This window comes from Pedobacter fastidiosus (assembly GCF_014306625.1).
In the GTDB taxonomy this organism is placed as follows: Bacteria; Bacteroidota; Bacteroidia; order Sphingobacteriales; family Sphingobacteriaceae; genus Pedobacter; species Pedobacter fastidiosus.
The window spans coordinates 36,131-57,780 of sequence record NZ_JACRYL010000020.1 but is presented as its reverse complement, the minus strand read 5'-3'; the positions used below and the strand labels follow the sequence as shown (position 1 = coordinate 57,780).

Sequence of the window (21,650 nt, the reverse complement as noted above, 5' to 3'; positions counted from 1 at the left end):
ATTAGTTTGCATCAACATTTTTAATGAACGTCTGTTTGTTAGATTTTACAATAAAGGTTAAAATTTTAGAATCGGTTTGACCAGCATAGAATTTTTTGGTCAGCTGTGCTTTGTTTGTAAAAACCTCTGAGTAAAGCTCTTCGTTATACTCGTTAAACACCTGAACTTTGATCGGGCTTTTATCTTTACTTTCTACATTTAGTGTAATAACTTGATTGCTTTTGGTAATTACTGGTTTAAAAACCTCGATAACGGTTGGTGCAGATACTAAAGCTAAGCCATTTCCAATAACGATATCATATTCAGCCAATTTTGAACCTGTTTCAACTTTTAATGTGTAGTTTCCGTCAGGAAAAGCATCTAAATTATATGTTTTGGTAGAAGCACCAACTGCGTGGATATTTTCTTCGAATAACTTTTCATCATCTTCCCCATATAAAGAGAAATTAATGTCTTTAGCTTCGTTAATAAAAAAACGAATATTTTTTTCTTTCTCACTTTTAACCTTCAATGAGAAAACATCATCATTAGCACGTGCGCCAGAAACAGTGAAAAAGATCGCTGCTATTAAACTGATTTTTAAGAAATTTTTCATAACCAAGTAGTTTAAAGAGTTTGTAATTATTTGACTATGCTAAATTACTTACTAAGCTGAAAGATAGATGATTGCATATTTTCCTATTTCTATGCTATATTACCCCTAAAATTATCATAATAATGTAATCAGAACAATAATGTATATAATTTTTATGTAGCTTTAACACACAATATGAAAACGTTAAAAGCTAGCTTTGAGGCGATAGAACCCTCATTCGGAAGTTCATTTCGCTATTCTAAATATGTTCAGAATGCCAATAACATGGCTCATTTGTGGCATTACCATCCAGAAATAGAAATGGTTTATGTTAATGGCGGTGCAGGCAAAAGACAAATCGGGAGTCATGTTTCTTACTACACAGAAGGCGATTTAATCCTTATTGGAAGCTTCCTCCCACATTGTGGTTTTACAGATACCAATACCGGCAACAAAAATGAAACTGTAATCCAGATGAAACCCGATTTTTTGGGAACCGATTTTTTGGGCTTGCAGGAGATAAAAGGTCTTCAAGAACTTTTTGACAAAGCTAAAGGAGGCATTGCATTCGGAATGGATACAAAAATAGCCGTAGGTAAAAGAATCGAGGCGATGGATGATCAACCTCCATTTACTAGGCTTTTAACTTTATTGAGTATTTTAAAGGAGCTGGAAAATACCGAGGACTACAAAATACTAAATGCTGCAGGATTTTCTATGGAAATGCAAATTCAGGATAACGACCGCATCAATATGGTTTTCAATTACGTTAAAGATCATTTTCAAGATCAGATTAGTTTAGAAGCTGTTGCCGAAATGGCGAGTATGACGGTTCCATCCTTTTGTAGATACTTTAAAAAAATAACCAAGAAAACCTTTACCCGTTTTGTAAATGAGTATCGGGTGGTGCATGCCTCCAAGCTTTTAGCCGAAAAACCCATTAGCATTGCCAACATTTCATTCGAAAGTGGTTTTAATAATTTTAGCCATTTTAATAAACTGTTTAAAGAATTTACAGGCAAAAGTGCTTCGCAGTATCGGCACGAATTAAAATCAGTAATAAAATAATCGCTGAATCAACTTTTCAACATTCCTGCTTTACAACATTTCAACTCAACAAAAAATTCCTATTTTCGTGCCGATGGAAAATTTTATTGTTTCTGCCCGTAAATATCGTCCGGCCACGTTTGAAACCGTAGTTGGGCAACAGCATATTACAGGTACGCTTAAAAATGCCATCAAAAACAATCAGCTTGCCCAAGCATTTCTATTCTGCGGTCCGCGTGGTGTTGGTAAAACAACCTGTGCAAGAATTTTGGCCAAAACCATTAACTGCACTAATCCTACAGCAGAAATGGAAGCCTGCGGACAATGCGAAAACTGTGTTTCTTTTCAAACGGGTCATTCCTTTAATATTCACGAATTAGATGCCGCATCAAACAATTCGGTTGATGATATTCGGAGCTTAATAGAACAGGTTAGAATCCCGCCACAAGCAGGAAAGTATAAAATTTATATTATTGATGAGGTGCACATGCTCTCAGCCAATGCATTTAATGCTTTCCTTAAAACACTGGAAGAACCACCATCGTATGCTATTTTTATATTAGCTACAACAGAGAAACACAAAATTTTGCCAACCATTTTATCACGTTGTCAAATTTTTGATTTCAATAGAATTCAGGTAGAAGATATTTCAAATCATTTAGCAACCATTGCCCAGCGAGAAAATATTGCTTTTGAACCTGATGGATTGCATATTATTGCTCAAAAAGCCGATGGCGGTTTGCGTGATGCGCTTTCCATGTTCGATCAGATTGCGAGTTACGCCAATAAAAACATTACTTACAAATCGGTAATTGATAACTTAAACATTTTAGATTACGATTACTTTTTTAAACTTACCACTTATTTAACCGCAGCAGAGGTTAGTCAGACTTTACTTTTATTCGATGAAATTTTGAATAATGGTTTCGATGGCAATAACTTTATAAATGGCTTGGCTACGCACTTTCGTAATTTATTGGTAGGTAAAGATGCTGCAACCATTAAACTTTTAGAAGTTAGCGAAAATATTAAACAGAAATATTTAGATCAATGCAGACAAACAGAACTTTCGTTTCTGTTAACGGCACTTAATTTGGCCAACACCTGCGATTTAAATTATAAAAACTCTAAAAACCAAAGATTACAGGTTGAGCTTGCATTAATTAAAATGTGCCACATCCGATCCGTAGTTCAACTCGCACAGCAACCTTTAAACACAAACAATACAGCAACTGATTCAGATCAGGATAAAAAAAAAACTAGTAACGTAGCCGAAAAATCTCCTCAAGCAGAAAGCTTAAGCCCTAAAGCAGAAAGTGAGAGCATTTCACCTCCATCATTAAGCACTCCGGAAGCTGAAGTTCCACCAAGTATTTCTCTGGAAGAAAAACCGAAAGATGCACCAAGGCAAAATACGATGCCCTCTGCCTCATCTATCAACATTAGCATTCCAAAAACCAATGCAGCCAGCACGCTTATTCCATCTTTAAATGATTTAAATCGAGTTGCAAATGGTGATGAAGATGGCGGACCAAAGAAGGTTACCGGCGAAGCCCGTGAGCATTTCAGTTATGATCGATTGTTAGAAGTTTGGAACAACTACATCAAAATACTGAAATCAACAGATAAAATAAACCTTTTCACAATCCTTAATAACTTTCCACCGAAACTCGTAAACCCAGTGCTGATCGAAATTTCGGTAGAGAGCAAAACCCAAGAACAGTTTGTTCAACAGGAATCAGTAGAATTGATGAATTACCTAAGGAACCAATTGCAGAATTTCGCTGTAGACATAACTTTTAATGTTGCGGAGCGCAAAATTGAAAACAGGCTTTATGGAAACCGAGAAAAATATGATTATCTGGTTAATAAAAATCCGAAACTAGATGAACTGCGCAGAAGGTTTAATTTAGATATTAATCCATAATAATGACAACCGAGAAAAAAGCAATTTTTAGAAATTCTGTTTTAGCTGCTTTATTTTTCGCCGTTTTCTTTGGCATATTTGAAGCGCTAATTTTCGGAATCGGCTATGCAATTATTACCGCACCTATAGCTGGATTACTTTTTGGTTTGGCGATGTACTTTTTTGTAAACTCAAAAAAGATAAACGAACAAACCAACCTTTCTGAAGCCGAACAAGAATCTATAATTTATTCAGGCGCCGCCAATCATTTTAAAAATACTGAAGCTGTAGGTGGAAAACTGTATTTGTTAACAGATCGAATCGAGTTTAAATCTCATCAATATAACTTTCAAAAACATAGTTTTTCAATAGGGCTACACGAAATTCAAGCACTCAATTTTTATAAAACTTTAGGCTTAATCCCGAACGGATTAGAAGTTATTTTAAAAGATGGCGAAGTTGAAAAATTTGTGGTCAATAACCGGAATACTTGGAGAGCAAACATAGAGAAACAAATTCAAGTTAATCCAATCTTATCCCATTAGACTAAACTCAAAAAAAGCTGGATCATACGTTCTTCATGCATAGTCCAGCTTTTCCATTTATGATTGTTTTGTCAAATGATCCTCTAAGAAATGGTAATCTCTTGACTATTTTTGGGGTTCATCATTAATCGGATAACCCTCTTCATCAAGGTCATCGCGACTATCTTCTGGTGTTCGGGCAAGAATTTCATCTTCCGGGCTAAGCTTAACACTTTCGCCATTATCTACATGCATGCCCAATTCTTCTAAATTATCATTGGCAATTTCATCGTCGGTTGCATATTCATCGCCAACATAAGGATTAGCTTCATCGTAAGTAGAATCATCATCTTTGGCGCCAACTGCAACAGTTTCGTAGCCCATTGGGTGGTCGTAATCCTTATCCTTACCCTTTACATCAAGCTCGTAACTCTGCTTTGTTTCATCGTAAGAAAGATTTTCCTTATTGATTTCGCTATTTTCTGTAGTGCTATGTATTTTATCCTTCGATCCTTGATTTTCGTTATTTGCCATGATATTCGTTCCTTTTAATTTGTATGAATATAACAATTTGATGGGAATAAGGTTTGTTTTTGTTATAAAAGAAATATTTGGAAATGGGTGGAATAACAATTTGGGCGTGCCCCAAGCTGTGCAAGGGTCTGGCTATCCGCTATATCTTTTACTTAAAGCTTTGGCAATGCTTTTTGAAATAAGATTTGTTAATCAAAGCTTTAAATAAAAGGATATCACTCCTATCCCTCACGCGAAAAACCAAAGAGCCCAATCATCCAACCGTACTACCTACAGGCAGAATTTTAATGCACTTCAATTTAAACAAAAACATAGCCAAAGCATTATCCCAAAGGGACTCCTGCGGAGCGATTTTCATCCATAGCTATCGGATGGAATTGAGAATGACGGAACGCCAAAAATGCGAATTGCAAAAAAAAAGTTCGTAAAGACAACAATCGCACGGCCACCACGTCTTTCCCGCGCAGGCGGGAATCTTAATGCATTTCAATAAATATTTCGATTGGTGATACATCAACCGATAAAGAATTATAACAGGATCCAATAAAGAAACACCCCACATTACAGGCACCCCTATGGAAAAGGGGAATTGCAAAATGCCTAAAAAACTGTGAGGTGAAAATTCCTCATTTTTGGAGGGGTGGTCGCAGACCGAGATGTTAAATTAATATTCATCTAACAATTGGTTTCTCACTAACTGAAAAATCACAAAAAAAACCGCCTTGATTTTAAAAATCAAGGCGGTTAATATGAGTATAAACCCTAGCCTATAAAGAAGATAAAGTTGTATTTAAAGTTTCACTCGGACGCATAGCTTTACTTGCCAAATCATCATTTGGATTGTAATAACCACCAATGTTTTGCGGTTTACCTTGAGCACCAATTAGCTCTTCGTTTATTTTAGCTTCATTTTCCAATAATGCTTTAGCCAAAGGCGCAAATCTTGCTTTTAAATCAGCATCTTTTGATTGACTAGCCAATGCCTCAGCCCAATATAGAGCTAAATAAAAGTGAGAACCACGATTATCAATAGTCCCTAGCTTTCTACCTGGAGATTTATCTGTTGCCAAGAATTTAGCATTTGCCTCATCTAAAGCATCAGCTAAAACCTGAGCTTTTGCATTGTTTTGAGTTTGCGATAAATGCTCTAAAGAAGCTTGAAGCGCTAAGAATTCTCCTAAAGAATCCCACCGTAAATAACCTTCTTCTATAAATTGTTCAATGTGTTTTGGTGCAGAACCACCAGCGCCAGTTTCAAATAAACCACCACCACTCATTAATGGAACGATAGATAACATTTTCGCAGAAGTTCCAAGTTCTAAAATCGGGAATAAATCCGTTAAGTAATCACGAAGTACGTTACCCGTAACTGAAATCGTATCCTCACCTTTACGAATGCGTTCTAAAGTAAATTTAGTTGCTTCAATTGGCGCCAAGATTCTAATATCCAATCCGGTAGTATCGTACTCTTTCAAGTACTTGTTTACTTTAGCAATGATTTCTCTATCATGCGCTCTGTTTTCATCTAACCAGAAAACGGCAGGAGTTTCAGATAAACGAGCTCTGTTTACAGCCAATTTAACCCAATCCTGAATTGGAGCATCCTTAGTTCGGCACATTCTGAAAATATCGCCTTTCTCTACTTTTTGATCAAAGAAAACTTGACCATCGGCATCAGTAACGCGAATTGTTCCATCAGCAACTGCTTGAAAAGTTTTATCATGAGATCCGTATTCTTCAGCTTTTTGCGCCATTAAACCAACATTTGGAACGGAACCCATTGTGGTTACATCAAATGCACCATGTGCTTTACAGTCATCAATTGTGGCCGTGTAAACACCAGCATAACAACGATCGGGAATTAAAGCAATTGTATCTTGGGGTTTGCCGTCTTTATTCCACATTTGGCCCGAAGTACGAATCATTGCCGGCATCGAAGCATCAACAATTACATCAGAAGGAACATGAAGATTGGTAATTCCTTTATCAGAGTTTACCATAGCTAAAGCCGGACCGTTTTCAATTGCAGCAGCTAAAGCAGCTTCAACTTCTGCCTGTTTAGAATTGCCTGCAATTTTTGCATAAACATCGCCCAAACCATTGCTTGTATCAACGTTTAATTCTTTGAAGAGATCCGCATATTTTGTAAAAACATCAGCAAAATAAACTTCTACAATTGCACCGAAAATTAATGGATCAGAAACTTTCATCATCGTTGCTTTTAAGTGCGCCGATAATAAAACGCCTTCAGCTTTAGCCTCAGCAATTTCCTTTGCAACGAAAGTTTTTAAAGCAGATAAACTTAAAGCCGAACTATCAATTACTTCACCTGCTTTTAAGGGCGATAAACCCTTTAACTCTTTTACTGCACCGTCTGTACCAACAAATTCGATTTTAAATTGAGAAGCTTCAGCAATAGTTACCGACTTTTCTGAACCATAGAAATCGCCTTCGCTCATGCTTGCAACTTTAGTTTTTGAATCAGCAGACCATTTTCCCATAGAATGAGGATTGGTTTTAGCGTAGTTCTTAACTGCTTTTGGCGCTCTACGATCTGAGTTACCCTCGCGTAAAACCGGGTTAACAGCAGAACCTAAAACCTTTGCATATTTTGTTTTGATTGCTTTTTCCTCATCACTCTGTGCATTATCAGGGTAATTTGGAATGGCAAATCCTTGTGATTGTAATTCGGTAATTGCACCAACCAATTGCGGTATAGATGCAGATATATTTGGTAATTTAATGATGTTAGCCTCAGGAGTTGTTGCCAACCCACCAAGTTCTGCTAATGCATCACCAATTTTTTGATCGTCTTTTAAATACTCAGGAAAGTTTGCCAAAATTCTTCCTGCTAAAGAAATATCTCTCGTCTCTACATCGATACCTGCTGATGCGGTAAAAGCTTGTACAATAGGTAAAAGTGAATAAGTAGCCAACATTGGCGCCTCGTCGGTTTTGGTGTAGATAATTTTTGATGTATTTGACATGTTTAAATTGATTTTGCTTATTAAGGTTAATGATTAATCGAGTTATGGTTGAAAAAACCGATTATTTTTAAAATCGCCTAAAGATAAAATAATCAGATGAATTTAGGAACATCGCAATGTTATTTATGGCTTGTTTTAAAATAAAATCAAAGTTGTCTCCCAATTTTATATATTCGAGGTTAGTCAACGAAACTCTGATTTTTCATGAAAATAATAAAAAAAATTGCCCCATCAGACCTCGAAAATATTTTGACTAGTAAAGAATACATGGAAGATGGCGGCATGGTAATTTCATCCCTAAATTATATAGATGAAAACCTAATTGTAACCTTTAACTTATTTATCAATAATGAAAAGAAAAACCAGTGGGAACTCAAGATATTAAAAATAGCTGACGAAAGATTTATTCGAGGATGGGCACAAAATTTTACTGCTTATTCCGATCACTTTTTACTCTACGCTTTTACGGATGTATTTACCGATCTTTATTACAATGGAAAATCTACAAAACCAGACAAGCTATTACTTGACTTATATAAGTCTCACTTAAACAATTATTATTATGATTTCCCATTTACTTATGGGATAAATGAAGCTATGAATGTTTTTAAACTTTGCAAAGATAATTCGGGCATGTTTGCAAGAGGATCTAGAAAAATACTAATGAATTATCAAGAATGCTTAGCCAAACATGGCATACAGTCTAACTTTGTAGGAGAAATTCCTTGTATCAATAAAAATCTGAATCTTTTAGTATTCGGCGAAAGTTATTTTATTGGCGAAAAATTTATTTTTAATAAAACTCTAGACTACTGATTAAAAAATAATTTCTACTTTTATAACTGTAACGTCCCTCCCAAAAAAATCAACCCTAAAATTTTTCAATTATTTAGACAGTTAGCTGTTTGTAAATAAATAAGTTTTGGCCGATTGATAAACATCACTTCTTTATTTGCGTTTAGTTTAATGCGACTGCTAAATAATTGGCATTTATTTAACTAGCATATACAAATATGAGTGATCAAAACTTAGAACAACTTTTAAATTCAGGCAATTACCCTGAAGCTTTAGTGCAATTAACCAACGGAGAAAAACTTCCGAAAACGATCCAAGATTTCGCCAAGTCGCAAATATTCGATAATCTTTTCCGTAACGAAGAGTTTGAAATTATCGATAACCTGATCAAAACAAAGGCGATTGAAATGGACATTTATGAGCTTGACAACTTCGATAAAAGCATATTTCAAAGTGTAATTAGAAATTTAAAAGACAGCAACGAAGGTTTAGATTTCTTTAAATCATTGATCTCAAAATTTGATAATCTGAATGATGAAGTTGAAGCAAAGACATTACTTGGTTACTTTTTTGAAAAAGGTGCTAGCCTTGAAAAAGTAAAAATCTTAGTGGATGCTGGCTGCGATGTAAACTTTAAAAACAATGCAGAAGAAAATTTTATTCATCAGGTTGTAAAAACCAATTTGATGAAACCAGATTTATCTCTTTCCTACCTTGAATTTTTAATTAATGAAGGCTTAGATGTTAATGCGCCCAACATTGTTAAAAAAACTCCCTTAATTGCAGCTATAGAATTTAATAGAGAAGATTATTTAGACTTGCTTTTAGAAAATGGTGCCAATCCAAATGATATAGATAAGGACGGAAATTCTGCTTTCTTTTATGCAGTTGCACACAAATTGGATTTAGAACTTTACAATAAACTTAGAGATTATGGCACTCCAGATTTCGATGTTCAAAATCGTAATCAAGTTACTTTGCTTTTTGAATATATCCGCATGATGTACAATTCTGATGATGCTTTAAAATTGCTTGTCAAAATGATAGAAGATGGCGCAGATGTTTACCAAACAAGTATTTACTATGGAAAAGAAACGACTCCATTAGATTTAATTGCAGAAAAATCGGCAGCTGTTTTAGAGGCTGTTTTAGAAACTGGCAACATTGATGTTAACAGACAAGATGCCGAAGGCAACACAGTGCTTCATAAAGTTTGTGCTTATAATGTGAATTATGAAGCAGATAAAGCCAAAGAAACTTACCGTAAGGTTAAGCTTTTAATAGAAAATGGAGCAGATATTTCTTTAACTAATGATCAGGATAAAACGGCGCTAATGCTGGCTTCTGATGATAACTTGAAAATAAAAACAGTTGAACTTTTAATGAAACAAGCTTAATATATGTCAATGTCTTTTATAATTGCCTGCGAAAGTGGCAAAAGAAAAATAGCCGAACTTTTATTGGCAAACAACGAGGTAGATGTAACCTATACAGATGAAAAAGGAAGAACGGCCTTGCACTATGCTGCTCACCAAGGCTATCTAGATTTGGTTCAGCTGTTGGTAAATGCAGGTGCAGATTTAGATTACGAAGACCATGATGGCGAAACACCTTTTTACTTTGCCTGCCTTCAAAAACAAAAACAAACTGCACTCTTTTTAATGGATAAAGGTGCTAAAATTAGCATTAAAGATAATAAAGGGAACAGTTTACTTCATTTAACGGCTCAAAACGGGCAAATTGAAGTTTTAATAAAATTGCTTGAGGCCGGTTTAGAAGCCGATATTGAAAATAATGAAGCCGAGACGCCTTTACTTCTTGCTTCTAGTTGGAGAAATAAAGAAATCCTTCAAAAGCTAATCGAGTTTGGCGCCAACGTAAATACCACCAACAAACAAGGAAATTCGCCTTTACTATTTGCTGCTAAATCTAAAAACACGCCAATGGTCGAATTGCTTTTAGAAAATGGCAGTAGCATAAATCATGTTAATCACGAAGGAGAATCTGCCTTGCTTATTGCCTGCTACGATTCGAATAGAATGCTTACGAAAATTCTGGTTGATAAGGGCGCTGATGTTTTCGTTTCTTCAAAAAGTGGAATATCTCCAATTTGGTATGCTTGCGGGCATAATCAAAAAGAAATAGTCGATTTATTTTTAGAAAACGGTGTTGATGTTAATTATGCAAAACCGCTTTCTGGCAACGATGATTCCATGTATTCTTATTTAGAATGGGTAGAAACGGCAAACAATCTTTCAAGTTCGGCAAGCTTCTCTTTAGATGGATCTTATAATTATGGAGGAGAAAGTATGTTGCATGTGGCAGCTAAAAGCGGTCATTTAAGCATGCTAAAGCTACTTTTGGATAAAGGCGCAACAATTGATATTCAAGATGAAAGCGGAAATACAGCTTTACATTATGCTGCAGCAAATGGCAAAAAGGATATCGTTAAATTTTTGTTGGAAAAATCTGCTGATCCATCAGTAGTAAACGTTAAGGAGCAAAAAGCCATCGATTATTCTAACATTAAAGGCTTTAATGAAATCACAGAATTGCTTTTAAAGGCAAGTCCATCAAATCCAGCAAGTTCTACTTCATCAAATCAGGCACAAGCAGCTGTAATACCAGAGCCTGCAAAAAATGATATGGCTTCAAAAAAACAAGCCTTGCTAGATTTGAAGGAACTTTTTGATGCTGGAATATTATCTCAAGAAGAATTTGATGCAGAAAAAACCAAAATATTAAAAGGATAAATTTGTAAATAAAAGTTGGATTGGATGATTTATACAACGTTTCAGATCGGTTGTGATATTTCTGTTATAGTCCAACTTTTATTTGATTAAATTTTATCTCTTAAAAATTTAGTTATAGATTTAGGCGTTAGTTTTATTAAATTTTAACGCTCTTAACCAAATGCTCCATATCAAAAAGATCTTGCTCTTTATAACTTGCTCTGCTGTTCTGCTGGCATGTTCACCTAAGCTTTATAATTCAGAAAATCAGTATGAAAGTGGTTCGCTGAGCGATGGTAAACTAGATTCGCTAAAAATCTTCTTAAAAGAAAATACAAGAACAGAACTAAAAGATACGATTTTTATTAAGTACGATTTTAACAAAGATGTTTGCTGGAAAGATCTTAATTATCAAAATGCAACATTTTTGAACGATTCTAGATTTGCCTATCAAAACTATGTAAAGGAAAAATCAGCTAAAAGGCCGTCAATTTCAGTTTATCAATATCGAGGTGAAGGGGATAGCTTTAGTCCAATAAAATCTAAAGGACTTGAAATTGAAACAGATTCTGGCTTTTTGAAAAACCTGCTCTTCAAAGAGCAAACAACCTGTGGCACATCTGCAATAATTCTTCCTTCGGGAAAATATTTGTTGATAAAGTCTGATTCTCACTTCGCTGCACTCCTTTTAAGTGGTAAAGAAATTGAAAACCTAATTATTGGGAACTTAATAAAATAAAATTAATCAGCTTTAAATTAATTCGTTAAAAATAAATCACTAAAACGTTTTAACAATCTCTTAACAAAATCATCTAATCAAAAAACGTAAAATTGTTTTAGGTATTTAAGCAGATTAACTGCTTACAGATCCTAACTAATCTCGCTCAATCCCAAAAATGAAATCTCTCAAATTCATTGCTCCGCTCCTACTTGTGTTCGCTACTTCCATTGCTTTTGCTCAAACTAAAACATCGGTAAAAGGTATAATCGCCGATTTTGATTCTAAAGCCCCGCTCGAGTTTGCAACCGTTGCTATTGTAAATGCAAAAGACACCACACTAATTTCTTATACCTTAACCGATAAAAACGGTGCCTTTAAACTCGCTGGAATTGCGATAGATAAGCCAACGAAAATTATTGTTTCTTATGTGGGCTATACTACTCACAGACAAATCCTCAACCTTAAAAAAGATGTTATAGAAGATTTTAAGACCATTTATTTACAGGGAAATCATTTAGATGAAGTGGTGATAAAAGGAGAAAGATCTCCAGTTGTGATTAAAAAAGATACCATCGAATTTAACACAGAAGCTTTCAAAACCCGCCCCAATGCCGTTGTTGAAGAACTTTTAAAAAAATTGCCCGGTGTACAGGTAAATGTTGATGGCTCTATTTTAGTCAATGGCAAATCAATTAGTAAGCTTTTAATAGATGGAAAAGAATTCTTTGGTACCGACCCAAAAGTGGCTACAAAGAACCTTGATGCAGATATGGTTGATAAAATTCAGGTTTATGATGATCGTGAAAACGACCCAGATCATTTGGTGAGCGAAACACAAGTTTCTAAAATCATCAACCTAAAGCTGAAAAGTAAAATTAAGAAAAGTACTTTGGGAAAAATTTATGGGGGCGCTGGTAGTAGAGATCGATACGAAGTTGGTGGGATTTTGAGCAACTTTAGAGATACTTTACAAGTGAGTGTAATCGGCTTGGCTAATAATTTAAATAAAACAGGCTTCTCTCAAAACGAATTGTACTCCATGGGTGGTTTCGATCGCTCTGGCGGTCAACAAGCTTGGGATGGAACTTTTGGCGGTAGAGGCTGGGGCGGCATTGAAAGCGTATCGTCTGCAGGATTAAATATCAACAATAATTATGGAACAAAATTAAAACTCAACCTTACCTATTTCTTAACCCATACTGGAAATCTCAATATTGGAAATTCAATACAAGAACAATCTGTAGCCAATACCATTCTTACTTCTGTATCAAGCAATAACAGCAACAATAGAAACAATAAACATGCAATAGGCGGTTTAATAGAATTGGTGCCCGATACGATGAGAAGATTGAGATACGAGCCAAAACTGAATTTGAGGTACGATAATAATGCAAATGAAACGCTTGGCAGTAGTGCAAATACACAAAACCCCAAACTTACAGAGAGTAACGGCGCCAATTCGAACAAAAGTAGCAACAGTGGTTTCTCGCACAATTTTAGCTTTTATAAGAGGCTGAAGAAAAAAGGCGAATCCTTTACCATTAACCACTCGCTTCAGTTAAATGACAATGAAGGATTTAATTTTTCGCGATACAATATTCTTTCTTATACGGCAGATATTAAATCGGAAATGCAGAATCGATTTCGCGATAGCTGGAACAAATCTAGTTCGGGAGATTTATCCTTAACTTACAACTATCCATTTACCAAAAAGCTTTTCGCTGAATTTAATACCTACACAAAGTATTCTATTAATAAAGATCATGCGGGAACTTTCGAAAACAATCCGCTTACCGGCAATTATGATATCCTACTAATTAATCTGAGCAATGATTTGCAACGAAATGTTTTTACGCAAAATTTCAGACCTCAATTATTGTATAAAATAAACAAAAACTACAGTGTTCGGCTTGGCGTAAAGGCAGAATATCAAGATGTCAAAAATAAATTTAATTATGGTTATGCGGATATAGACCAAGATTTCTATAATTTTTTCCCAACCTTCAGGCTCGATGGGCCAAGCATGTCGCTTAGTTATGATGAACGATTGGATTTACCAAACATTTCACAGATGCAGCCCATCGTTCGAACCTATAATTCGCTTTACACCTCTGTTGGTAATCCAGATTTAAAGCCCAGCCATGTTCGCAACATCAATCTGAATATTTACAAATACAGTTATGCAAAACAAATCAACTTTAATGCATATTCAGGGTTAAACTTTAGTGATAATGTAGTTATACAGCGAAGTTTGGTGAATAGTGCCGGCGCTACAAATGCATCATTCGTAAATAGAGATGGAAATTTTAATGGTTATGCAGGAATAGGATTCGGAAAACAGTTCAAAAAATCGCAAAACTGGCAGGTAAGCTTTAATCATAATATGAGCATAAATATGGGCCATAGGCCCTTCATATTAAATGAAAATGATGGCTTTGCCAATACCTTAAATATCTATACTGATGAAAATATCAATTTTAATTATAAGGAGCTTTTGAGCTTAAGCATGCGCTACAGCTTTAATAGAGAATCGACAAATTATAAGAATGTTGACTTTAATACAGTAAATACGTATACCCATACTTTAGGGAGCGACTTAAGTTTAAGATGGCCAAAAAGAATCATTTTGGATGCGAACTACAGTTATAATTATAACCCACAGGTTAGCGAGGGCTTTCCTAAAAGTGCACATCAGCTAAATTTGGCACTTACTTTTCAAATGCTGAAGAAGGATCGGGGTCAGTTAAAATTATCGGTTTACGATATTTTTGATCAGAATATTTCGGTATCCAGATACGCCTATAACAATGCTGTTATAACATCCGATCGGAATATTTTGAGGCGATATTTCTTGGCAACCTATCAGTACAAAATAAATATCTTCAAAAAATAGAGTTAAAGTGATTTGAGTTTGGAAAAATTCAAATCATTTTATTTACAAACATATTTCCATTGAAACGTGTTATAATTTTGGCGAATTCATCCCATTTTCAATTATAACACTATGAAAAATAAGATTTCCTATATTGCTTTATGCTCTGCATTAACACTCTTTGGTTGTCAAACAAACTCTGGCTCACAAGAGAAAGAAACCAAAACGACTACTGAAACTGAAACCAAAACTGAAGAAATAAAACTTCCAGCTCCAGATACCACTGCATCAAAAAGTAAGTTTAGCAAAGTAATCGGTTGGCCTGCTGGCAAAATGCCCATTGCCCCAGAGGGATTTGTGGTAACTAAATTTGCCTCCGATATCAAAAGTCCTAGAAACATGATTATTACGCCAAATGGCGATGTTCTTGTTGTACTTACAAATTCTGAGCGCAGTACAGTTGAGGCAGTAGCAAATGCTGTTACTGGCAAAGCAAAATCAGAAGTTCCCGGCAAAAGCGCCAACACCATTTTACTTTATAGAGATGCTGACAAAGATGGAAAACCAGAAATGGTAGCTACGTTTTTGAAAGGTTTAAACCAGCCTTACGGAATGGCAATTATTGGCAATCATTTTTATGTAGCCAATACAAATGGAATTTTAGAATTTCCTTATAAGCCTGGCGATACAAAAATAAGTGGCCCAAGTAAAACCATTCTGAGTTTACCAGCTGGCGGTTACAATAACCATTGGACACGTAATTTGATAACGAATGCCGACCAAACAAAAATCTATGTAACCGTGGGTTCTGGAAGTAATGTTGGCGAAAACGGTATGGAAAATGAGAAACGAAGAGCTAACATTTTAGAGATTAATCCAGATGGAACCGGCGAAAAAATATATGCGAGCGGATTGAGAAACCCAGTTGGAATAGATTGGGCTCCGGGAACTAAAACCCTGTGGACAGCGGTTAACGAACGTGATGGTTTGGGAGATGATCTTGTTCCAGATTACATTACAAGTGTAAAACCTGGTGCTTTTTATGGTTGGCCATATTCTTATTACGGACAGAATGAAGACCCTAGGATGAAAGGCAAAAACCCTGATTTGGTAAAAAAAGCCATCGCTCCTGATGTTCCTGTTGGTGCACACACTGCATCATTGGGATTGGCATTTTACAAGGGCGATAAATTTCCGGCGAAATATCAAGGCGGTGCATTTATTGGCCAGCATGGTTCTTGGAATCGCTCTGCGATTTCTGGTTATAAAGTTGCATTTGTTCCTTTTAAGGATGGTAAACCTACTGGAAAACCCGAAGATTTTTTAACTGGATTTGTTTCAGACTCAGCAAAAGCTGAAGTTTATGGTAGCCCGGTTGGGGTTACCTTAACACCAGATGGCGCACTTTTAGTTGCCGATGATGTAAGCGGTGTAATTTGGAGAGTTGCAGCAAAATAGTTAACCGCTAAAAACTTAAGAAACCGCAGATTATTGTAATTTTAAAACAAAAATCTGCGGTTTTTTTGTAATTAATATATAATCTCAAAAAATTGAAATCAACCTTTACATTCTTATTTGCATTATTTTCGTTTTCTGCTTTTGCGCAGATTGTTAAAACCGATTCGGTTAAAAAATTAAATGACGTTGTGGTTAAAGGCTATTACAATACTCAGCCCATTTTAAGATCGGTTTCTGCTGTAAGTTTAATTGATAGTAACGCCATAAAAAACCAACAAAGCAATTCTTTAGTAAGCACTTTTAATTCTGTTCCGGGTGTAAGAATGGAAGAAAGATCACCTGGAAGTTATCGAGTTTCACTTCGTGGAAGTTTATTGCGCTCTCCGTTTGGAATCAGAAATATCAAGATTTATATTGATGATTTTCCATTAACAGATGCTGGAGGAAATACTTATCTCAATGCGTTCGATGTTTCGGCAGTAGGCTCGATGGAAATTTACAAAGGCCCTGAAGCCAGTATTTTTGGCGCCAATACGGGTGGTGCAATTTTAATTAATCCACCAAGTTTAGATCAAAATAGAATCGAGGCTTCAGTTATTGCTGGCTCTTATGGATTGTTTCATCAAACGGCAAACATTCAGCATCAGTTTAAAAATTATAGTTTTAGTTTTTCCGAAGGTTACCAAAGAAGTGATGGTTATCGCCAGAACAGTGCTATGGATCGGAAGTATTTTCAAACCATGCACCAATGGAATTATAGCCCCACGGGAAGTTTAAAAGCTTTTGCATTTTATAGCGATTTAAGTTATAAAACTCCTGGTGGATTAACGGCCGTACAATTGGAGCAAGATCCCAAACTTGCCCGTCCGGCAACACCAACAATTCCAGGTGCAATTACTCAACAAGCAGCCATTTACAACAAAACTATTTTTGGTGGCTTATCCAACACTTACCAAATTAGCCCAAACTTTAAACACGTAATTGCTTTATTTACTTCATATACCGATTTCAAAAACCCATTTATTACCAATTACGAAAACCGATATGAAAGTACATTGGGCTTGAGAACTTTTCTACAATATGATCAAATTAAGAACGATTTTAAATTTAGCGCACAGGCAGGTGTAGAAAGCTCGGGAACAAAAAGTCAGATTAAAAATTTCAACAATAATGCCGGTTCAATAGGAACTATGCAAGCTTATGATAATTTAAAAGCCAATCAGGATTTTGCCTTTGTCCGTTTAAACTTAGATGTTAACAGTAAGCTTTTGATTGAGCTGGCCTCGAGTTTAAACTTCTTTAACTATAAATACGAGAGCTTCTCCCCTATCGCAATTGCTGAAAAGCAAAGGAAATTTAGTACTCAATTTATGCCGAAGGTTGCGGCTTCTTATTTAATTAGTTCAGCATTTTCTTTGAGGGCTTCGGCAAGCAAAGGTTATTCTCAGCCAACTATTGCCGAAGTTCGATCATCAGACAATAATATTAACAATAATCTGCAGGCAGAATTGGGTTGGAATTATGAAATCGGTTTAAGGTATAAAACTGAAAACAATCGTTTTTATGCCAATGGAAGCATTTTTCAGTACGAATTGAAAGATGCCATTGTGAGAAGGTTAAATCAAAATGACGCCGAATATTTCATCAACGCAGGTGGCACAAAACAAAAAGGAATAGAGTTGGAAACTGCCATTTGGATTATAAAAAATAGCTCTTCAGTTTTAACAGGCTTACAATTCAAAAGCAATTACACCTACAGCCATTTCAGGTTTAACGATTTTGTTAACGGAGCTTCTAACTTCAGCGGAAACAAGCTTACGGGTGTTCCCGACCATATTATTGTAAACAGTTTAGAATTTAAGTTTCAAAAAGGATTTTATTTCTTTAGCCAATATAACCATACTTCGGCCATCCCACTAAATGATGCCAATACTGTAATGGCTAATAAATATGACTTGGTTGAAATAAAAGCAGGCATCAGAAGTTTAAAACTTAAGAATACCCGTTTGGATATTTTTGCTGGTGTTAATAATCTACTAAACGAAAAGTACAGTTTGGGTAATGATTTAAATGCTGCAAATGGAAGATATTTTAACCCCGCCACTGGGATAAATTTTTATACCGGCCTTGCGGTGAAACTGTAAATTAAAACGGTTAATTAATTATAGAACCGAACTTTCATCACATTGTTATGAATCATAGAACCTTACCTCATAAGCTCCATACCTGTGCTCAGTATCTTTCTGATCCGATTGCTATAGGGTTTATTTCAGCACCGTTATGGCAAGAAAGATCCTTAAATAAATTCAGAGTGACGATTGGATTAGCTTAAACAAAATACTAATGGCTAAAAGAAAGCATTTAATAATAGAACCTTAGCATTAAGTTTAATGTACCGAATAATCTGCCTAAAAATGAATACAAAGCCACACCCAGAATTTCTCTGAATGTGACTTTTATCATAGGTAGCTATTTTAAAATTTAAAATCATCAAGAATTAATTGACCAAATCGATTTCTTTAATGGCGATTTCGCTTACCACGATTTCAGTGGTAAAGCGTTTAGTTCCATCTTTGGCTTCGTAACTTCCTGTTAACAATTTACCTTCAACCGTTAATCTTGTTCCTTTTTTAATTTGCGCCTCAGCTATTTCGGCTTTGGCATTCCAAAAAATTAAATTAATCCATTGCGTTTTTTTAACTTCTTCGCCCGAAGCATTTTTGTAATACTCATGTACGGCTAAGCTCACTTTAGCCAATTTTTGATTTCCAGCCAATGTTTTTACTTCAACATCTGCACCTGCAAAACCACTTAATACCACTTTGTTAATTGCACTTTCCATAATAATAAAATTTAAAGGATCTAAATATTTAACGAACGAATAGTCACCACGACTATCGACACAACAAAGGTGCAAACACCAAGAAAAATTATTCGGGCAATAAACAGTTATAGTCGTTTATAAACGCTTAAACACGAATAATGTGCTGTAGAACAACCTAAAGGCAATATATATTTTTCTTGTGTTCGCATTAAATGTTTAGATTTACACATCATCCCATAATAAAATCAAAAAATATTATGGAACGTTTGTGTTTAGATTGCGGTAAACCGGTAAAAGGCCGAACCGATAAAAAATTCTGCGATGATTTATGTCGCAACAGTTATAACAATCGCTTAAAAAGCGAGGACAGTCTTGTTGTAAAACGGATTAATCTAATCCTCAAAAAAAACAGAAATATTCTTGCCAAATTTAATCCAGAAGGGAAAGCTAAAATCACCCGAAAAAAGCTTTTTGCTGCAGGTTTTAATCTAGATTACCACACGCATATTCATCAAACTTCAAATGGAAATAATTATAGCTTCTGTTATGAATATGGCTATTTGATATTAAATGAAGAAGAGTTTTTATTGGTTAAAAGGGAGGAGAAGTGAGCGAGGAGAAAAATATTTGATGTTGCTAAATCACTGCGGTTCCCACTCTTTAAAACATACTTATACAAGTTGCTTACTTTAAAAATGGACTTGTCCATTGGATAATGTAAACCATAATAAATAACTACTTTTCTATGTATGCTTTTAAGAATTGTGTACTCAAAAAACGTATCGTTTAAAATGCAAAACATCATTTAAAGCAAAAAAAAGAACTCTTAATTAAAAAAGTCAGTTCGTTTAAGAGTTGGTGGCAACTTTAGAACGACCTTAAAGAAACTAGAAAACAAGTATGGACATAGTAATTTACATATACAACGGACTTACGGCATTAGATGCAATTGGACCATATGAAGTTTTAAGCAGACTTCCTAACGCTAACGTAAAATTTGTTGCAAAAGAAAAAGGTATAATTATATCTGACACGCATTTTCTAAAACTTGTTGCTGAATACGATATTTCTGAAATTGACAAAGCAGACATTTTGATTATTCCAGGTTCGGTCGTTGGGTTTATAAGAGAGGCAAAAGATAAAAGCCTTTTATCTTGGATTAACAAAATTTACAAAACCAGCGCTTGGACAACCTCTGTATGTTCAGGCTCAATAATTTTAGCAGCAGCAGGCTTACTGAAAAATAAAAAAGCGACCTCCCACTGGGCCGTCATTCATTTATTAAATGAGTATGGCTCAATTCCAACGAGTGAAAGATATGTTCAAGAAGACAAAATTATTACAGCACAAGGCGTTTCGGCAGGAATTGATATGAGCTTGTATTTAGCAAGCCAAATTGTAGGGGATGAAAAAGCCAAAGCCTATCAGTTATTCATCGAGTATGACCCAAAACCGCCTTTCAATTCAGGAAATATAAAGGAAGCTGACAGTGCGACAATTGAATTGGCTAAAAAAATACTTGGCAAAGAGGCAAAAAAAGATTTGACTATTTGGGACATTGTAAAAAATGTACAATCACTTGTTAAACTGAAACGTGGAAAATAAAAACGGCCACCAATATTAGTTTGTCATTATAGCATCAGGAATATTACTTGGTGGAATTGCATTTAATTCACGAATGAAGCATCCACCTTTTCATGACAATTTGGAACAAGTAAAAAACAGTATTGATTATATTCTTTCATTGAATACCGAAACTTTTTACCTCGGACATGGAAACCCAGTTTCGAGAAAATCCTTAATAAATTATAGAGACCAGTTTTCTAAATAAAAAAAACACCTACCGTTAAGAAATTTATTTTTTAAAAAAATTGTGAAACACAAAATGGATAGAATGTAGAACGAAATAGGAACGGCCAGAAACCCAGGTTAAGCCCGCCTTTGATGAAAGTAGAATTTAGCGCAAACATCCCATCTTTTATTTAGTTAAAAATCTAGTTATATTTAACAAAGCATACGCATCTTTTATTGATTTTTTGGGGCACAGGCAGTACGCTTGTGCCAGATAGGTGTCTGAAAGAAAAGAACAGAAGCATCAAAATAAACAATAATGAATAATACAATCAATAGGAACAGATCTTTTGCCAAACTTTCGGGCTACTCACTATTATTGATGGCCGTAATAGCTGGGTTTTCGTTTGGATATGCTTTGCCAAAAATATTTAAGCCTGGTCAACTTGACTTTGCACAAAGCAATTTATCTGAAAATTTGCAGCTCTATAAATTTATGCTATTGGGCATTTTAATAGTGCTACTGCTTGATATATTGGTTTCTTTTACGCTATATATATTCTTCAAAAATGACAATAAAAAATGGGCCCTACTGTCTTGTATTTTGAGAATTATTTACTCTTTGATATTGGGTATTGCCTTATATTATTTAGCGATAAACATTGGGCAATCCAATAACTCAATTGTTCTTAAAAATTATAAATCGTTTCAAAATATATGGTCAACAGGGTTGATTGTTTTTGGCATTCACTTACTTATAATTGGTGCACTGATGAAGCTTCATAAATTAATACCTGGCATTTTATGGTATTTATCAATTATAGCTGGAGCGTCATACATTTTGATTCATCTATTAAAAACCACTTTTCCTCAGTTAACTGAATT

The 21,650-nt window shown here is 35.1% G+C and carries 17 protein-coding genes; 13 read left to right on the top strand and 4 right to left on the bottom strand.

The annotated features are described in order from the left end of the window. Nucleotide 1: 1 nt before the first annotated feature. A complete protein-coding gene (locus H7U22_RS18600) occupies nt 2-595 on the bottom strand; it encodes a hypothetical protein (protein ID WP_187072850.1) in 594 nt (197 codons plus the stop codon). 174 nt (nt 596-769) lie between these two features. On the opposite strand from H7U22_RS18600, the gene H7U22_RS18595 reads away from it, so the two are divergent. From H7U22_RS18595 to H7U22_RS18585, 3 genes are all read left to right on the top strand, one after another. Beyond that, a complete protein-coding gene (locus tag H7U22_RS18595; protein ID WP_187072849.1) occupies nt 770-1,642 on the top strand; it encodes an AraC family transcriptional regulator in 873 nt (290 codons plus the stop codon). Nucleotides 1,643-1,715: 73 nt separating this feature from the next. Continuing rightward, nucleotides 1,716-3,548 carry a DNA polymerase III subunit gamma/tau gene (locus tag H7U22_RS18590; RefSeq protein ID WP_187072848.1) on the top strand — a complete coding sequence of 611 codons (1,833 nt, stop codon included), beginning with the start codon at nt 1,716-1,718 and terminating at the stop codon, nt 3,546-3,548. 2 nt (nt 3,549-3,550) lie between these two features. Next, nucleotides 3,551-4,072, top strand: a complete 522-nt coding sequence (locus H7U22_RS18585; protein ID WP_187072847.1) for a hypothetical protein — start codon at nt 3,551-3,553, stop codon at nt 4,070-4,072. 105 nt (nt 4,073-4,177) lie between these two features. Here H7U22_RS18585 and H7U22_RS18580 read toward each other — a convergent pair whose 3' ends face one another. Continuing rightward, the gene (locus H7U22_RS18580) at nt 4,178-4,585 is read right to left on the bottom strand and encodes a hypothetical protein (protein WP_187072846.1); all 408 of its coding nucleotides are present in this window, start codon (nt 4,583-4,585) and stop codon (nt 4,178-4,180) included. Between the two features lie 767 nt (nt 4,586-5,352). After that, complete coding sequence (locus H7U22_RS18575) at nt 5,353-7,572, bottom strand: NADP-dependent isocitrate dehydrogenase (RefSeq protein ID WP_187072845.1); 2,220 nt, start codon at nt 7,570-7,572, stop codon at nt 5,353-5,355. Nucleotides 7,573-7,776: 204 nt separating this feature from the next. On the opposite strand from H7U22_RS18575, the gene H7U22_RS18570 reads away from it, so the two are divergent. From H7U22_RS18570 to H7U22_RS18540, 7 genes are all read left to right on the top strand, one after another. After that, nucleotides 7,777-8,388 carry a hypothetical protein gene (locus H7U22_RS18570; protein ID WP_222621900.1) on the top strand — a complete coding sequence of 204 codons (612 nt, stop codon included), beginning with the start codon at nt 7,777-7,779 and terminating at the stop codon, nt 8,386-8,388. Between the two features lie 197 nt (nt 8,389-8,585). Next, entirely contained in the window at nt 8,586-9,764 is a 1,179-nt protein-coding gene (locus tag H7U22_RS18565; RefSeq protein ID WP_187072843.1) for an ankyrin repeat domain-containing protein, read from the top strand. 9 nt (nt 9,765-9,773) lie between these two features. Continuing rightward, nucleotides 9,774-11,120, top strand: a complete 1,347-nt coding sequence (locus H7U22_RS18560; protein ID WP_248284800.1) for an ankyrin repeat domain-containing protein — start codon at nt 9,774-9,776, stop codon at nt 11,118-11,120. 160 nt (nt 11,121-11,280) lie between these two features. Continuing rightward, nucleotides 11,281-11,838: an FHA domain-containing protein gene (locus H7U22_RS18555; protein ID WP_187072841.1), complete on the top strand. Its 558-nt coding sequence runs from the start codon at nt 11,281-11,283 to the stop codon at nt 11,836-11,838. Between the two features lie 157 nt (nt 11,839-11,995). Then, nucleotides 11,996-14,713 (top strand): outer membrane beta-barrel protein, encoded by a 2,718-nt coding sequence (locus tag H7U22_RS18550; protein ID WP_187072840.1) that lies wholly within the window; start codon nt 11,996-11,998, stop codon nt 14,711-14,713. A gap of 111 nt (nt 14,714-14,824) precedes the next feature. Beyond that, entirely contained in the window at nt 14,825-16,150 is a 1,326-nt protein-coding gene (locus tag H7U22_RS18545; RefSeq protein ID WP_187072839.1) for a PQQ-dependent sugar dehydrogenase, read from the top strand. A gap of 92 nt (nt 16,151-16,242) precedes the next feature. Next, nucleotides 16,243-18,294 (top strand): TonB-dependent receptor, encoded by a 2,052-nt coding sequence (locus tag H7U22_RS18540; RefSeq protein ID WP_187072838.1) that lies wholly within the window; start codon nt 16,243-16,245, stop codon nt 18,292-18,294. 353 nt (nt 18,295-18,647) lie between these two features. On the opposite strand, the gene H7U22_RS18535 is transcribed toward H7U22_RS18540, so the two are convergent. Further along, nucleotides 18,648-18,992 carry a single-stranded DNA-binding protein gene (locus H7U22_RS18535; RefSeq protein ID WP_187072837.1) on the bottom strand — a complete coding sequence of 115 codons (345 nt, stop codon included), beginning with the start codon at nt 18,990-18,992 and terminating at the stop codon, nt 18,648-18,650. Between the two features lie 239 nt (nt 18,993-19,231). On the opposite strand from H7U22_RS18535, the gene H7U22_RS18530 reads away from it, so the two are divergent. The 3 genes from H7U22_RS18530 to H7U22_RS18520 form a co-directional block, all read left to right on the top strand. Further along, on the top strand, nt 19,232-19,585 hold the full coding sequence (locus H7U22_RS18530) for a hypothetical protein (protein WP_187072836.1): 354 nt from the start codon (nt 19,232-19,234) through the stop codon (nt 19,583-19,585). Nucleotides 19,586-19,874: 289 nt separating this feature from the next. Then, complete coding sequence (locus H7U22_RS18525) at nt 19,875-20,579, top strand: DJ-1/PfpI family protein (protein WP_187072835.1); 705 nt, start codon at nt 19,875-19,877, stop codon at nt 20,577-20,579. A 505-nt stretch (nt 20,580-21,084) separates the two neighbouring features. Next, the coding region (locus H7U22_RS18520) for a DUF4386 domain-containing protein (protein WP_187072834.1) at nt 21,085-21,650 on the top strand (566 nt) is incomplete at its 3' end.

Excerpts from the sequence above, each read along its gene's own strand:
- H7U22_RS18595 (WP_187072849.1), top strand. The coding sequence starts at position 770 with ATGAAAACGTTAAAAGCTAGCTTTGAGGCGATAGAACCCTCATTCGGA.
- H7U22_RS18555 (WP_187072841.1), top strand. The coding sequence starts at position 11,281 with ATGCTCCATATCAAAAAGATCTTGCTCTTTATAACTTGCTCTGCTGTT.
- H7U22_RS18560 (WP_248284800.1), top strand. The coding sequence starts at position 9,774 with ATGTCTTTTATAATTGCCTGCGAAAGTGGCAAAAGAAAAATAGCCGAA.
- H7U22_RS18565 (WP_187072843.1), top strand. The coding sequence starts at position 8,586 with ATGAGTGATCAAAACTTAGAACAACTTTTAAATTCAGGCAATTACCCT.
- H7U22_RS18525 (WP_187072835.1), top strand. The coding sequence starts at position 19,875 with ATGGACATAGTAATTTACATATACAACGGACTTACGGCATTAGATGCA.
- H7U22_RS18600 (WP_187072850.1), bottom strand. The coding sequence starts at position 595 with ATGAAAAATTTCTTAAAAATCAGTTTAATAGCAGCGATCTTTTTCACT.
- H7U22_RS18530 (WP_187072836.1), top strand. The coding sequence starts at position 19,232 with ATGGAACGTTTGTGTTTAGATTGCGGTAAACCGGTAAAAGGCCGAACC.
- H7U22_RS18550 (WP_187072840.1), top strand. The coding sequence starts at position 11,996 with ATGAAATCTCTCAAATTCATTGCTCCGCTCCTACTTGTGTTCGCTACT.
- H7U22_RS18535 (WP_187072837.1), bottom strand. The coding sequence starts at position 18,992 with ATGGAAAGTGCAATTAACAAAGTGGTATTAAGTGGTTTTGCAGGTGCA.
- H7U22_RS18580 (WP_187072846.1), bottom strand. The coding sequence starts at position 4,585 with ATGGCAAATAACGAAAATCAAGGATCGAAGGATAAAATACATAGCACT.
- H7U22_RS18590 (WP_187072848.1), top strand. The coding sequence starts at position 1,716 with ATGGAAAATTTTATTGTTTCTGCCCGTAAATATCGTCCGGCCACGTTT.
- H7U22_RS18585 (WP_187072847.1), top strand. The coding sequence starts at position 3,551 with ATGACAACCGAGAAAAAAGCAATTTTTAGAAATTCTGTTTTAGCTGCT.
- H7U22_RS18575 (WP_187072845.1), bottom strand. The coding sequence starts at position 7,572 with ATGTCAAATACATCAAAAATTATCTACACCAAAACCGACGAGGCGCCA.
- H7U22_RS18545 (WP_187072839.1), top strand. The coding sequence starts at position 14,825 with ATGAAAAATAAGATTTCCTATATTGCTTTATGCTCTGCATTAACACTC.
- H7U22_RS18570 (WP_222621900.1), top strand. The coding sequence starts at position 7,777 with ATGAAAATAATAAAAAAAATTGCCCCATCAGACCTCGAAAATATTTTG.